The sequence below is a fragment of the Sphingobacterium multivorum genome, assembly GCF_039511225.1.
GTDB lineage: Bacteria > Bacteroidota > Bacteroidia > Sphingobacteriales > Sphingobacteriaceae > Sphingobacterium.
Genome location: NZ_CP154261.1, coordinates 3,314,083 through 3,329,992, shown reverse-complemented (window position 1 = coordinate 3,329,992; position 15,910 = coordinate 3,314,083). Strand labels below are relative to the sequence as shown.

Here is a 15,910-nt window from a genome sequence, read left to right as displayed (position 1 = left end):
ATATCTATTTTTTATAAACCTTGATAAGCTGAAATCACTTGTTTTGCCGATCCAAGTCCATCAATACCATATTCGATGACATCACCATCTTTCAGGAATCTTTGTGGAGATTTGCCCATGCCAGATCCGGCAGGCGATCCTGTGGAAATGATATCGCCTGGAAGTAAGCTCATAAAGTGACTTAAATAAGAGATCAATTTGGGCACACGGTAGATAAAATCACTTGTATTGCCGTCTTGCATGATTTCACCATTGAGTTTGAGCCATATTCTTAAGTTATCGATATCTGTGATTTCATCTTTGGTTGCTATAAACGGACCAATAGGGGCGAAAGTGTCGCATCCTTTACCTTTGTCCCAGGTTCCGCCACGCTCGATTTGAAATTCACGCTCTGTCACATCGTTGTGTAGCACGTAGCCAAACACATGGTCCAAAGCTTCTTCTTCAGTAACATAAGAAGCTTTTTTTCCAATTACAATGGCAAATTCGGTTTCCCAATCAGATTTTACAGAGAACTTCGGAAGGGTAATTCCATCAAAAGGACCATTGAATGCAGATACAGATTTCATAAATACAATAGGCTCGGAAGCTTGTTGTAATTTGGTTTCTTTGACGTGATCATCGAAATTAAGTCCTACACAAAGTATTTTGGAAGGAGCTTCCAATGGTGTACCAATACGCTCGTCGTCGGCTATCTCTTTAAGCTTGTCGCCTTTTTCAATTATATATGCTTGAAGTCTTTCCAAATTTGCAATATCCGCAAAGAAATCGCGGTTATATTGAAAATTTCCTTCCGAAACATCATATTTCTTTTCGTTTAAAATGACTCCCGCTTTTTCGGAGCCCTTTGCGCCATATCTAAAAATCTTCATAAGCCGCAAATATACGGATTTTGTCCCAAAAAGGGCGGAAATTAACGCGAATTAACAATTAATCAATATGTAAGTTATCTATACAATTATTGTCCAAAAGGGGATATTTAAAAGGGAATTTCTCCTGAACAATCTTTTTATTGCTCACCCATGTCCCATTGAGTACCATTTCCTCTCCTTTTTTTCCGAGCATCAGCTTAATCATCAGTGATGGGACTGGGAGGGGGATGTAGAATGGACCGTATTGACGTTTCGCTATTCTTTTGGTAAACTCGGCAAGCGGAAGCGGTTCGGACGAGCAGGCATTATAAATCCCGGCTATGGTATTATTTTGTATACCAAATAACAGCATGCGGCAGAGATCATCCATATGGATCCAACTGAGCATCTGTTTGCCAGAACCCAATATCGGAACTGAACGGAAGGGTAGGAAGCGTCCGATTTCTTTTAGCATTCCCTGATCCTTACTGATAACGACTCCAAAACGGAAGACAACGAGTCTTTTTCCCAATGTTTCAATAGGTTTTACGCTTCCTTCCCAGAGGTTGCAAACCCAGGATAGAAAATTGCCCCCTTGAGGGTCTCCTTCTGTAAAAGGTCTTTTTTGGTAGGGATCGTCCGTTCCATACCAGCCTATAGCGGAGGCAGATATAACTGCTTTTACCCGATTAGGTAGTTGTTTAAGACTTTGGTAGAGCAGTTTCCCACTTTCGACCCGGCTGGCAATAATTTCTTGCTGATATGTTTTTGTCCAGCGTTTGGCATTGAGGTTTGCGCCTGCCAGGTTGATGATATAATCGGCCTCCTGAATTGATTTGGCGTCTATCTCTTGCTTATAGGGATCCCAGTGTACGTATCTGACATTCGGCTGCGCGGGATGGGATTTCGGATTTCTAGTAAAAATAATAACTTCATAGAAATTGGCAACCAATAGTTTTGTTAAATGAAGACCTATAGCTCCGGCACCACCTGTAATAATTACTTTTTCCATGAATTGAACCTTGTTTTATAATATACGCATGTTGTCATTTAAGCGAACCTATTTCTGCTGATATTAAATATACTATTTTGGTTTATAAAAAATCGATCATTGCGGCAGCAATTACAAAAAAAGGTTTATCTCCCGACGAGATAAACCTTTAAGAGTCGATTAACTGACGTTATTGGTTAAAGCGTTTGAACTGTGCTACCACAGGTCAGCATCTGTGCGCCATAGTAAGGGTTTTTGATTTCTTTATGACGGCTTAACCAAGTGGCACCTTTACCTTTGTTAAACATCGGGCACTTTTGATAATAAACAGCAGAAGATGGTTTTGAGTTTTTGGACAAACTATAGATATCTTCTGACAAAATTGCGAAGGCTTCTCGTTGTTTGCTGATATCCTTGGCCTGTTGTAGGCTCTTTACAATGGCTTTGAGTGATGCTGTTTTGGTTTTCCAGACGTCCTGTTCCGCTTGCGTTAGATCAGCAGTTTTGATTTTAGCAATGGCATCGGCGAGATCGTTTGCGAGGCCTGCAGCTTGTTTACTATCCGCTGCTATAAGCGCATCTTTAAGCAGAAAGTATTGGTCATAGATCTTTTGAAAATTGCTTGCATCGCTGATGTTATCTACTGAAGCTACCGGTGCAATGGTTGCGTCTTGGGGGGCGTCTGAAGCTGGAGGAGCTAAATTCCTTTCGTATTGACAGCAAGTGTGAAGCTTAGCATAGGTATCTTCGGCAGCAAGGTATTTTTCATTGTCGTAGCCTGCTCCGGCGATACTTTTCAATACAGCATCTAAGGACGTTTTCTTTGCGTCATAAGCTATTGTCGCTGTTTGGTTGTCTTCATTCCATTCAACTTTCGCCTGAGCGGCGGCTCCTGCATTTTCTATTGTTTTTTTACACATACCACAGTTCCCGGCAATTTTAACATTGTTGTTCACGGTGTTGTTGTCTTGTGCGTAGTTTGTCAAAGAGGATAGCACTAAAGCCCCTGTTATGATATAGTGTTGGATTTTCATATGATTGGATAAAAGAATATGTAAAAATAAGTAATCAAAAATGATTGATTAGTGATCAATACAAAGATTAACTTATTTTTGGCGGAACCCAGGGACAGAAATATCCTTCAGAAATAAATGTTGGCACTATGGGTTTATAATTTTTTTTGATGGCTATAGCGCAAAGCTCATGACCTTTTTCAAGAGGGTTGGAAATTGCCAAAATCGTACAACTATAAGCACATTGACAATTACAATTTTTACAGGCTTTATGATGTTTACAGAAAGCCTTTTTTTTGGAAGATTTAAATTTTGCGCAACAATGATCCTTTTTGTCAGTGGTAGCATCATCTTGGGTGTGACTGCTGTGTGCATTCATTTTATGGCAGGCAAAAGCGCCGGGTGCACTCAACAGGAAACCTAAGGTTAAAAAAAGTAGTATAAGTCGCTTAATTGCCATGTCAGTTCAAATATAGTTGTTTTGGGTAGAATCTGCTTCCTCTTTTAACGTTTTTTGACATTAAGGACTTTTTTATTCGCTCCATGTTATTTGGGGTCAGAGGGCCGAATAACATGGAGCGACGTTTGGAATTCTTTCTTTTTTTAAGCAAAAGAAGTACTTAAAATTTAAAGCCAGAGAAGAAGCCTGGCTTTTTCCAGGTACGTTTATATTCATCAGCCAAAGGGGAGTGATCCGAATAGGAAAGCACTTCATCCAGTAAGCTGTGTGCTTTTTTCAGATTCCCAGTTTTATGGTTCACATGTGCTTCTGCCAATTTAACCGATTCGACATCATCGTCATAACCCCAATCGTGTTGGGCATAAATACCGTTGAAAACGTTGACGTATTTATCTACTTCATTTATAGCTCCGTTTTCGGCCAAAAGTTCAATTCCGAATTTTAACCAAAGAACATAGTCATTAGGCTCCATGATCGATTGGACCCAATTATCATGCTTTTGGAATGTTTCCTTACCTTCACTAAATTCCTTAAGGTAGTAATGGCTTTTAATGATGAGATAGAGTGTCTTTGCCTTGTCGAAATTGTCGATAATAAATTCCGGTTTATTTTTAAGATATTTCTGCGCAGCGATGTTCATGGATTTGTAGTTGCTCTTTTCATTATATAGCTGCATCAACACATAGTGAGGCTGGGCCTCGTGTGGATATTGTTTAGCCATTTGTTCGTAATAAGAGATGCGTTGCGCTAAATTATCCTGTTCAGTTATCTGATAGATGATATGCTCGATCCCATTCTTTGACGCTTCAAAGTCACGGTAGTGATATTCGTCTAAATTGGGATGATCAATATAGAATTTGTAAATAAACTCGAGAAGCTGTTGCGCCCGGGATTGAATGTCCGCTGTACGACCCAGTTGATATTCGACGTCGATTTGATGCATAAGCATGCGGTAACAAGGAGGAAATATGGCAGACTCCGTTTCTTCGGTTTCTTCGTCTTCTTCCGAAGTAAATTCTTGCTGCGCAAGAGTGGCTTCCAACGAGATCTGATAGGTGTCAAAGTACTGTTGAAGTACTTGCTCGAGACGTACGTAATCTTCCAAGGCTGACAAGGTATCGGCTCGGGTGAAATGAAGTTCTTCAAAGTCGGAATAGCTTAATCCTTCGGTTGCGATAGCGTAACAGGTTTCCAATTCACCGGCTTCTTTATAAGCTAAAGCTAGATTATTGCAATTCATGGCCCTATTGTGACTGCCTCCAAAATAGTCACTTTCGTATTTATTTTGTTCAAAATAGTCCTTGAAGGCGTCGTAGGCTTGACGGTAAAGTCCGAGGACGAGCAATTGTAGTGCAGACTGATCGACTGCGGTTAAGTTGTCCAGGGAGTGAATGAAATCAGACAGCGTAACAGCTTCATTGTAACATTCACGGGGAAGGTCATTGAAAGTAGGGACCTGATCGTAAACTGTTCCATTGGCTTTAAAAGTGCATTCAACTAGACGTCGCCAGGATGTTGCATTCCATTTCCGTTCACCCACCATAGTCAGATATGGAATAGCAGCAGCATACTGTCCCTCGTCATAGAGATAGGCTGCCGCAAAATGGTAACCGACGTAAGAGTCAGGATAGGTGTCGATCAATTTGAGTGCATGGAGATAATAATAGTCAAGCGGGATTCCGATTTCTTCCGAGTAATTACGCTCAATGATAAGCTGATAGTAGAAGACTTCAGGGTGCTCGTACCCCTCGGCAATCAATTCTTCAAATCGAGTATGCCATTTAACCAGCTCCTGATGGATATGCACGGCTGAGTTTTCCCCTTTGATGAGCTTAAGTAAAATCTGCAATGCTAGGTCGATTGCTTTGTTTTCGTAAGCAATTTCAGCAAGATCCACATAATTCATTTCATTGCTGCTGATGAAATGCTTGAAATCTGCTTCCATTAAAGCTAAAATATTGGATGCATTGATCTGTTTTGTACGGTCGAGCAGATATATTTTCTTTATCCAAAAGAGGGAAAAATTATGATCAGAGGTTTCTCGCTCATCCTTGAATGTTTCTTTAACGAAATCAATACTCGCCTCCAAAGCTGGGAGCAACGCTGTATCATCCTGGAGCCCTTCGTAGATATTGGTTAAATAGTTGTGCCCATATCCGGACATATTTGGGGAAGCGATTAATTTTTTTGCATATTCGATAAATAAACCTTTGTTGTTTTCGGTAATATGGGATTTTGGTCGACCAATTTGCGCTAGTGTTGCTTGATTGTCTAAAACATAATTCAGTATATGATATAGGGTCGTTTCATGATCAGGTTCGATGGCCAATGCTTTTTGAAAATAGGGAATCATTTTTTCCTGAATCACATCGAAAATAGCTTCGTGGCCCTCATAAAATACCTGATCGTGGTAGGCGATGGCGAGGTGTGTCCAAAGCGTCACATCTTGATCGTTTTGTCGTAGTTGATTTTCTCCTTCAATAATAAAGAGGTCTAATTGTCCGCTATAGAACAAATCATATATATTCTTTTCTTCCATTTATTAATTCTTGTATGTATTCAGTATATTGAAATCTGTGGAAAATACTATTTAGCTTTCGAAAGCTTTTCAAATCCAATACCGTTCCATAGAAATTCTTCACTCTTTTTTGTGACCCTAAAATTTGGATTTTCCGCATTATCGTCGATAACTTCTCCCTCTTCAATGTATTTATAGATAATCTGATTATTTTTTCCGTGTTCGGAAGGGAAAAGAATCTTTTCATCGTAATAGAACACACCAGCATCACTAACCGAATATCGGCTAGGAAGATCAACCAGCTGCCGTCCCGTCCAGGCCACATAGCTATATTCAGAGGGTATGCCACAGGCTTCGCCTAGAAATTCAATGCGGATGATGTGTTTGACATTTTGCAGCCCCATTGCAGGCAGCAATTTACTTTGGGAGAAGCTTTGTTCTGAATAGGCGAAAGGGAAGGTGTGTTCAGCTAGAAAATTTCCATTTGCGTCGATAAGTTTTACACCGGTTGAAAAATGATCCTGTTCCTCTTCCTTGATACCTTTGGTAAAACGTTCAAAACCGTAAATATATTGCGAGCCGTCTGAAGCGGTCTGTTTTCCGAGCGCTAATAATCCAAGCCAAATAAATCCATTCTTTTTGCTGTTACCGTCGGAATAATTTATCTCATACCAAGGAGCATAAAAATTTTTTAGTGTATTTCCTTTGATGGGATTACTATTGATCGTAACGACATTTCCGACGGATAAAGAATCTACGATTGCTGCCTTTAGACTGGGTTGAGCACGGACATAAGCTTTGGCTGCAAAAACAGTTGCTGACTGGCCTTTCTGTATGTTCCATACGTTGAAATTATCGTCAAACTTTAGATTTTCCTGCGCTTTTAAGCAAAGTGGTCCGATACTTAAAATGACTAAATAGCATCCAATTAACTTTTTCATTTTTCACTCTTCTTTCCAGCAAAAATAGCTGAATTGGTCCATACCCCTTATCACTGGTTTCAGGTATTTTTTTGTAAAGTGCCAGAAATGATATTTATAACCGTAGATATGTTGCTCTTATTAGGGATCAAAAGAGCTATTTGTTCAGTAAGTATATCAGTTGAAAGAACGCTTGTATTACTAGTTCTATTTTTTGCGAATAGAGGCCTGTTTTATTCTAATTATTTCTTGTTGATAGTAGGTGAAATGGAAAAATCGTTTATAAAATTCATCAATATGCTTTATCAAATCATTCATTTCGCTGCCCATGTTTTGAGAATCGATAAATTCAATGTTATTTTAATTCAATGTTATTTTAATTCGATACTATGAGGGAGATTGATGAATTTCTTCACCAGATATGACAGGTTTCCTAGAATTATAGGGATGGCGTTTTGATCATTGTGAAAGATGTTGAAAATGTCATTTGCTACAAATGATTGGATATGATGAAAAACAAAAATTATGAAATAGAGCATTTTGCATATTTTCAAGAATTGAAGGGGACAAAAGAAGAGATTCTATATTTCAGGACTGAGCGGCAGATGTTTAGAAATGAGCCTGTCGGACTTGATTTTTTTTCGTTTTTGTTGTTTGAAAGAGGTGGTGGCACGCATATTATCGATGGGGTTGCTTATGAAATAAATTGTAAGCAGTTACACATGGTCTTTCCTGGCCAGATTCATAACTGGGATATTTGGGCAGGTACGAAATCACATACCGTATTTGTTTCCGGGCGGCTTTTTAAGACATTTGAGAACTTTTTTATTTATCCGATTGATTATTATAAAAATAATCCTGTGATGAAACTTTCGGCTAGGGTTTTTCGGGAAATGTTGAATGAGTTTAAGGGGATCGATCGGGAGTTAGTATTCAAACGGGGGATGAAGGAGATTATTTTTTCAAAATTCAGGATTATAGCATTAATGTTCAACCGAGAAGTTGTGGGGAAATTAAAACATAGGAAAAAAGGTAAACTTGAACCCCTTCTAACACGTTTTTCGTTATTACTTTTAGCATTTGGTCGGGAGCATCGTTCGGTCAAATATTATGCGGATAAATTAGGTGTCTCTGCAAATTACCTGAATGTGTTCTGCAGGAAGCACCTCGATATGAATGCCAATTCTTTTATCGCGAAAGAAGTTGTTAATGTTATTACGTCTGAATTGCTATGTGCAGGAAAATCGATCAAACAAGTTGCAGTAGATCTTAATTTCAATGATCTAGCGGGTTTTTCCAATTATTTTAAAAGGCATAATGGGGTATCTCCACGTCAGTTTTTGGAGCATTCAGGAATGCAGGAGGTTGAAGAATAGCGGTTCAAGCAAAATAGCTATCTGCTGTGTGTTTTTTTGAAAAGACATTTTAGTTAATGCTGTTTTTAGGAATCCACTCCAATTCTTTACCGTTGTTTTTTCTACCAATGAAGCCTATCCCTGGCCAAGGCATATGGGATGCGACCACAAGTGTCTGTTCTCGATAACAGCGATCAAGTATTTTTATCCGTGTATCGACAGCACGATGGAAGTCAATATCCCATTGAGTTCCCCAATGAGGCTGGGAAACTAGGATCGGTGAATGTATCAGATCGACAAGATTTGTAATTGCTCTGTTGTCGGATTTTATTGTATAGATGATATGGCCTGGGGTATGCCCAGCTGCTGATTCTGTATGAATGCAGGAAAATAGTTGATCGCCCGGTTCAAATAGCTGTAATTTGACCTCAATAGCAACGAGTGTTTTTCGTATTAAATCGATGCTAGCTTGAGCAATTTCTGGATTTTCGCTCTTGGAAAAATCAGGACGATCTGACATCCAGAACTCAAATTCGGGTTTAGCCATGTAGTAAGTTGCGTTTGGATAATTGGGTGAACCATCGGTATCTAATATGCCACCGATATGGTCGCGATGTGCGTGCGTAATGAGAATATCTGTTATTTTATTACGGTCAATATTCGCTAAAAGCAGACTTTCCGTTAAATTTCCGGCATTGTCGGTGTCATAATGTCCCTCACCAGTATCAATGAGTATGTATCGATTCTGTTGTTTAATCAGCATGATGATGATGGGCGCTTGGTAGATCTTTGTTGAAAGTGAAAGCCTTTGCAGTTCCGTTTCGACTAGTTGAGACGGTATTTTTGGGGCAAGGGTAGGCTGTAATGTTTCGAGTGTAAAATAACCATCTGTCAGGAGTACAAGTTCGAGCGTACCGAAGGGAATTTGTAGATGACCTGTTCTTTTAAGCTGTTTCATATTGCCAAAGTTGAACAAATTGCTTTTAACAATCTAATAGCGTTATGAAAATCAAACACAATGTAATAAATTGATAAAATATTTACAATACTTATTGGGGCCTAAAGATTGTACAACGATGTTCAGGAATGTAACTTGCCTTTTGTTCGTACCTGCTTCGTACCTTATTCGGATGCGATACAGATGTTGTACAGATGCTGACCTGATTCCGACCAGACCCTGTACAGGAATTATCTGGTCGGAATCAGGTCACTAATGGTCGCCAGATTGTTCATCTCCGAAGGTGGTACGAACACAATACGAACACAACCCGAGGACGTCAGCCCTAATTGGCTTGAGAATTTAAAACATTTTTTTCAATTGTTTTAAAAATTGTACGGATTAAGATTGATCGTGTGAAGAGTAGGATTCGATAGCTAAATTTTATAGGTGTTCTTGAACTGTCTTGTTCTCATGAACCGCTTTCTGCTGGATTTTAAACGAGGTGCTGTTTTTTCACCAGAAACAAAAAAAGCGCTTTCTGATTTCTCTGAAAGCGCTGTTGTCTGCGGAAGAGGCGGGATTCGAACCCGCGGTACCGTTTCCAGTACGACAGTTTAGCAAACTGTTCCTTTCGGCCACTCAGGCACCCTTCCTCGTTTTGACATTGCAAACATAAGGCAATTATTTGATTCTGCAAAGTCTAAATAATAAAAAAAATGCAAAAAAAATGTAACGTTGCAATAAGCGTTTGAAATTCAATTTGTTGTTTGACAATTAAAATTACATTGTTTTTTTGCTTAAATCGTAGTCTACCCGAACATGGTAGATACTTTTGAGCATTGCCTTAAAAATAACTGCCGATTCGGTGATATCTTTTAGCGTAATGTTACTATTATTGAACTGCCCCCGCATCAATTTATGTTCAATAATCTTATCGACAAGATTATTGATAGACTCTTCCGATGGTTCTTTTAACGCACGGGATGCGGCTTCGACCGAATCTGCCATCATGAGTACGGCTGTTTCCTTTGAAAAAGGAATAGGGCCGGGGTAGGTAAATAAAGACTCGTCCACCAGTTTGTCGGGGTTGTTCTTGACAAAAACGTTATAAAAGTAGTCAACACGTGTCGTTCCGTGGTGTGTGCGGATAAAATCAAGGATCACGTCAGGCAATTGATGTTTTTTGGCAATATCGACCCCTTTGATGACATGTGATATAATAATCTGCGCACTTTGTTCCGGCGAAAGCTCATCATGCGGATTTTTTTCTGTCTTCTGGTTCTCGATAAAAAATTGGGGGTTTGTCAATTTTCCGATATCGTGGTACAGGGCTCCGGCGCGAACCAGCAGCGGATTCCCGCCGATTTTGTAGATAGCGGCTTCCGCTAGATTAGCCACCTGTAGGGAGTGCTGAAAGGTTCCCGGAGCTTTAAAAGAAAGCTCCCGCAATAACTTGGAATTACTATTGGTAAGTTCCATGAGTGTGAGATCAGAGACAATACCAAACAACTTTTCGAATGCATAGATCATCGGATAAGCCAATAAGGTGATCATGACGCTTACGAAAAAGGGAAGAAGGTCAGACCAGTAAATAGTGTCTATTGATCCGTTTCTTGTGACGACCAAGCCGATATAAGCAATCCAATAGGTACCGAGGATGATAGCCGAGGAAATGAACAGCTGCTCCCGTTTGACCAATGTTTTAATACTATAGATCGCAACGATGCCCGCCATAAATTGCAGGAAGACAAACTCAAAACTATTTGGTACAAAAAGCCCCGCCAGCAGCACCATCAACAGATGGATGTTGAGTGCAACCCGCGTATCAAAAAGAATACGGATTATAATAGGGACAGCACAAAACGGCATATAGTAGAGATTCGGTATCTTGATTTTAATGGCCCAGGATAGGACGCCGAGCATGCCTATAATGACAATCATGATAATGACCAGCAATCTATTGTTGAAATAGATGTCCTTGCGGAAAAGAAAAAGGAATACCATTAGAATTGAAAGGGCGAGCGAGATAATCAGAAATTGCCCCAGGGTCACATAGTTTTGATTTCCGCTGATCTTGCCTTCATCTTCGTATACCTTACGGAGCGACTCGAGTTTCTGGTAAGTCTCATTGGAAATTATTTTTTCTTTTTCGGCGATCAGTTCGCCTTTTTGGACTACACCCCGTGTCGCTGAAATATTAGCAATGGCATTCTGTTCCAAGGCCTCCGTCTGCTGGTCGTTATAAATATAGTTAATGGTAATATAGTTTTTTAAAGTCTCCTCGAGCCAGCTCTTTTGTTTTATTTTGGTCAATTTGGGCATGATCTCATCCATGTAACCATAGGAGCTTTCGATGGTGTAACAGTCGGCCGTGTTTTTTTGACTGGCAACTTTGTCCTGGATCAGTGTGAAGTTGTAATGCTTGGAAGCTGGAGATTTGTCATTGCTGCGGTTCTGAAACCGATTGTTCAATGAAAGGATGCCTTTGCCATAGAGATGGCTTAAGATGGCATTGCCGGCATTTCTATAATCCGCAATATTCTCATGTGTTGTATCCAGCTTGCTGCTTTGCCATTTTTCGGCCAGATCGGTATTGAACTGATCAATTTGCTCTTTGCTTGTCGTCGTATTGGCGTTATAAATCGGTTGAATCGTGTTCAAGATACTTTTCTTGTCCGCATTCAATTCTTCCTGCGTTTTTAATATGGCGAAATTATAGGGTGATATCAGATTCTCATGATTCCATACTTTTCCTTTTTGGAATTCATAGCGAAAACGAGGCTGTTTGGGAAGGAATATACAGATCAGAATAATAGTGATAAGTATTAATCCAATTTTTCGGACGAGGTTCTCCGTTGTATTTAATTCTCTTTTGTACTTTATTTTTAGTCTTCCCACTGTGAGCTATATTTTTAATATAATGTTAATATACAAATGTAGTTATAATTTATTTTCTGCAGCTTCTGCCAATTGTCGTTTGTAGGTATTAAATCGGGTAAATGCTGTGATGAACAAAAAATACTTGTTATCTTTGCAAAAAAAATACAACATGTCAACAAAATCACATCTAATTGCACCATCCGTTCTTGCTGCAGACTTTGCAAAATTATACGATGATATCATCATGGTAAACAACAGTGAGGCAGATTGGTTTCATATTGATATTATGGACGGTGTTTTCGTTCCAAATATCTCTTTTGGATTTCCAGTTATGCAGGCTATTGCAAAACATGCTGCTAAACCTTTGGATGTACATTTGATGATTGTTGATCCCGATCGTTATCTGCAGGTATGTAAAGATTCGGGGGCTGAGATCATTACCGTGCACTACGAAGCATGTACACATTTGCATCGTACAATAGCTGCTATAAAAGAATTGGGATGTAAAGCTGGTGTCGCATTGAATCCACATACACCGGTTGCTCTATTAAAAGATGTTCTTGCAGATTTAGACTTGGTGTGTATCATGTCTGTTAATCCGGGATTCGGTGGTCAAAAATTTATTCCAAATACCTATGCCAAGGTGCAGGAACTAAGGGCGATGGCACAAGGCGTGAATGATGGACTGCTGATTGAAATCGATGGGGGAGTAACGACTGCGAATGCAGCACAATTATTGAAAGCGGGAGCAGATGTGCTGGTGGCAGGTTCATTTGTCTTCAACGCGACAGATCCTTTGGAAACTGTGAAAGCATTAAAAGACATTGATATAACTGTAGAAAGTATATAAAAGGAAAAGGTGATTTGATAATATAAATCACCTTTTTTTTTGAAAGAAATAAATGCAAAATAGTGGATTGCAAAGAAAGATGGCGGGATTGTATAAGTTCTGTTTAGAACAATTCCAAATTGATTTAAATAAATGGAATGCATGCGTTTAAAGTTGGATTTTCACTATTTTTGTAATTAGTCATACAAGTTGATTTACGACAAATGAATCAACTTCAAAACATGAAGTGGAAGGGTTAATTTGTGATTTGTTAGGGGGACCCGATAGATGGCGTATTAGCTTAATTATATTACAGACATGGTAGCATAGAAAGACAATGTGTTTTTAGGCTGCCCATAAAATAGAAAGATAGATATCTATGAGTATTTACAACGATTACGTACAAGAGGTTGTAGAACGAGAAGGCCAAGGATTACATCCTAAGCCTATTGACGGAGCAGAATTACTAAGTGAGGTAATTGCTCAGATTAAAGATTTAAACAATGAAAATAGAGCTGAATCTTTAAGATTGTTTATTTACAACACGTTGCCGGGCACTACGCCTGCAGCGGGTGTTAAAGCGCAATTTCTGAAGGAAATTATTTTGGGTAAATCAGTCGTTGCTGAAATTACACCTGATTTTGCTTTTGAATTGTTGTCACATATGAAGGGTGGTCCTTCAATCAAGGTCTTATTGGACCTGGCTTTGGGTACAGATCTAGCTATTGCAAAACAGGCGGCTGAGGTTCTTAAAACACAAGTTTTCTTATACGACGCAGATACCGCTCGTTTGAAAGAAGCTTTTGAGCAAGGCAATGAGGTAGCGAAAGATATTTTAGAAAGCTATGCAAAGGCAGAGTTTTTCACGAAACTGCCTGAGGTTGCTGAGGAAATTCAAGTGGTTACTTTTATCGCTGGTGAAGGTGATATCTCGACAGATTTATTGTCGCCAGGTAACCAGGCACACTCGCGTTCAGATCGTGAATTACATGGAAAATGTATGATCACACCTGAAGCACAGCAACAAATCGTTGAATTACAGGCGCAACACCCTGGTAAAAGCGTTATGTTAATTGCTGAAAAAGGAACAATGGGTGTGGGGTCATCTCGTATGTCGGGTGTAAACAACGTTGCACTATGGACCGGTAAACAAGCGAGCCCTTACGTTCCTTTTGTCAACATTGCGCCAATTGTTGGTGGTACGAATGGTATCTCACCGATTTTCTTGACAACAGTGGACGTGACCGGAGGTATCGGTATAGACCTTAAAAACTGGGTGAAGAAAGTGGATGAAAATGGTAACGTAATCCGTAATGAGAAAAACGAGCCAATTCTAGAAGAAGCTTATTCTGTTGCTACAGGTACTGTCTTAACAATTAATACCAAGACTAAAAAATTATATAACGGCGAGCAGGAGCTAATCGATATTTCGAAAGCTTTGACTCCTCAAAAAATGGAATTTATTAAAGCAGGTGGTTCTTATGCTATTGTCTTTGGTAAAAAGATCCAAACTTTTGCAGCGGAAACTTTAGGTATTCAAGCGCCAGCAGTATTTGCCCCTTCAAAAGAAATCACAATCGAAGGCCAGGGTCTAACAGCAGTGGAGAAAATCTTCAATAAAAATGCGGTAGGTGTAACGCCAGGTAAGGTATTACATGCTGGTTCTGACGTTCGTGTGAAGGTGAATATCGTTGGCTCGCAAGATACGACAGGTTTGATGACTGCGCAGGAGTTAGAAGCAATGGCTGCTACAGTAATTTCGCCTACAGTAGATGGGGCTTATCAATCAGGTTGTCATACTGCATCGGTATGGGATAAAAAAGCACAAGCCAATATTCCTAAATTGATGAAATTTATGAATGATTTTGGATTGATCACTGCACGCGACCCTCAAGGGGTGTACCATTCGATGACAGACGTTATTCATAAGGTATTAAATGATATTACCATCGATGAGTGGGCAATCATTATCGGAGGTGATTCACATACCCGTATGTCTAAAGGTGTTGCTTTTGGTGCTGACTCCGGTACGGTGGCGCTAGCTTTAGCGACAGGTGAGGCTTCTATGCCAATCCCTGAATCGGTCAAAGTTACGTTTAAAGGCAGTATGAAAGAACACATGGATTTCCGTGATGTGGTTCATGCGACACAGGCGCAGATGTTGCAGCAATTTGCTGGTGAAAATGTGTTCCAAGGTCGGATTATAGAGGTTCATATCGGTACGCTTTTAGCGGATCAGGCATTTACTTTTACAGACTGGACTGCAGAAATGAAGGCGAAAGCTTCTATTTGTATTTCCCAGGATAATACGCTGATCGAATCATTGGAAATCGCTAAAAACCGTATCCAGATTATGATCGATAAAGGCATGGAAAACAAAAACAATGTTTTGCAGGGCTTAATTGACAAAGCGAACAAACGTATTGAGGAAATTAAATCTGGTACTAAGCCTGCTTTAACTCCAGACACCAATGCGAAGTATTACGCTGAAGTTGTTATTGATCTGGATATTATCGAAGAACCGATGATCGCCGACCCGGATGTGAATAATGCAGATGTTTCGAAACGTTATACACACGATACAATTCGCGATCTTTCTTACTACGGTGGAAACAAAAAGGTGGACTTAGGTTTCGTCGGTTCTTGTATGGTTCACAAAGACGATTTGAAGATCGTATCGAAGATGTTGAAAAACATTGAACAGCAAAAAGGTGTTGTTACGTTTGAAGCGCCTCTGGTCGTTGCGGCGCCAACATACAATATCATTGATGAGCTAAAAGCGGAAGGCGATTGGGAATTCTTACAAAAGTACTCTGGATTTGAATTTAGCGATGCTTTACCAAAAAGTACTGCGCGTACTGAATACGAGAATATTATGTATTTGGAGCGTCCTGGTTGTAACCTTTGTATGGGTAACCAGGAGAAAGCAGCTAAAGGTGACACGGTAATGGCTACGTCAACCCGTTTATTCCAAGGACGTGTTGTTGAAGACAGAGATGGTAAAAAAGGGGAGTCTTTATTAGCATCAACTCCGGTTGTTGTTCTTTCAGCGATTTTGGGGCGGATTCCGAATATTGAAGAATATAAAGCTGCTGTGGAAGGCATTAACTTAACGAAGTTTGCGCCTATTCCAACAAAATAATTAGTGATAGG

General features: G+C 39.7%; 10 protein-coding genes and 1 tRNA gene. 3 read left to right on the top strand and 8 right to left on the bottom strand.

Annotated elements, in window-relative coordinates; genetic code table 11:
* Positions 1-11 precede the first annotated feature (11 nt).
* The 5 genes from AAH582_RS13870 to AAH582_RS13850 all read right to left on the bottom strand — a co-directional run bounded on the left by AAH582_RS13870 (position 12) and on the right by AAH582_RS13850 (position 6,774).
* On the bottom strand, positions 12-872 hold the full coding sequence (locus AAH582_RS13870) for a fumarylacetoacetate hydrolase family protein (protein WP_204991113.1): 861 nt from the start codon (positions 870-872) through the stop codon (positions 12-14).
* A gap of 58 nt (positions 873-930) precedes the next feature.
* A complete protein-coding gene (locus AAH582_RS13865) occupies positions 931-1,863 on the bottom strand; it encodes a TIGR01777 family oxidoreductase (RefSeq protein ID WP_343318075.1) in 933 nt (310 codons plus the stop codon).
* Positions 1,864-2,039: 176 nt separating this feature from the next.
* On the bottom strand, positions 2,040-2,876 hold the full coding sequence (locus tag AAH582_RS13860; protein ID WP_343318073.1) for a DUF3347 domain-containing protein: 837 nt from the start codon (positions 2,874-2,876) through the stop codon (positions 2,040-2,042).
* A 599-nt stretch (positions 2,877-3,475) separates the two neighbouring features.
* On the bottom strand, positions 3,476-5,854 hold the full coding sequence (locus tag AAH582_RS13855; protein ID WP_343318072.1) for a hypothetical protein: 2,379 nt from the start codon (positions 5,852-5,854) through the stop codon (positions 3,476-3,478).
* Between the two features lie 47 nt (positions 5,855-5,901).
* Entirely contained in the window at positions 5,902-6,774 is an 873-nt protein-coding gene (locus AAH582_RS13850) for an SH3 domain-containing protein (RefSeq protein ID WP_343318069.1), read from the bottom strand.
* Positions 6,775-7,259: 485 nt separating this feature from the next.
* Here AAH582_RS13850 and AAH582_RS13845 point away from each other — a divergent pair, with 485 nt between their 5' ends.
* On the top strand, positions 7,260-8,129 hold the full coding sequence (locus AAH582_RS13845; protein WP_343318067.1) for a helix-turn-helix domain-containing protein: 870 nt from the start codon (positions 7,260-7,262) through the stop codon (positions 8,127-8,129).
* Positions 8,130-8,178: 49 nt separating this feature from the next.
* On the opposite strand, the gene AAH582_RS13840 is transcribed toward AAH582_RS13845, so the two are convergent.
* From AAH582_RS13840 to AAH582_RS13830, 3 genes are all read right to left on the bottom strand, one after another.
* Positions 8,179-9,066 carry an MBL fold metallo-hydrolase gene (locus AAH582_RS13840; RefSeq protein ID WP_343318066.1) on the bottom strand — a complete coding sequence of 296 codons (888 nt, stop codon included), beginning with the start codon at positions 9,064-9,066 and terminating at the stop codon, positions 8,179-8,181.
* Positions 9,067-9,614: 548 nt separating this feature from the next.
* Positions 9,615-9,701 (bottom strand) — tRNA-Ser (locus AAH582_RS13835).
* A gap of 127 nt (positions 9,702-9,828) precedes the next feature.
* Positions 9,829-11,946, bottom strand: a complete 2,118-nt coding sequence (locus tag AAH582_RS13830) for an HD family phosphohydrolase (protein ID WP_046672874.1) — start codon at positions 11,944-11,946, stop codon at positions 9,829-9,831.
* A 151-nt stretch (positions 11,947-12,097) separates the two neighbouring features.
* Between AAH582_RS13830 and rpe the strand changes: the two genes are divergently transcribed.
* Positions 12,098-12,778, top strand: coding sequence for a ribulose-phosphate 3-epimerase (gene rpe, locus AAH582_RS13825; protein ID WP_046672873.1), 681 nt, complete (start codon positions 12,098-12,100; stop codon positions 12,776-12,778).
* Between the two features lie 358 nt (positions 12,779-13,136).
* Entirely contained in the window at positions 13,137-15,899 is a 2,763-nt protein-coding gene (locus AAH582_RS13820) for a bifunctional aconitate hydratase 2/2-methylisocitrate dehydratase (protein ID WP_343318062.1), read from the top strand.
* Positions 15,900-15,910 lie beyond the last annotated feature (11 nt).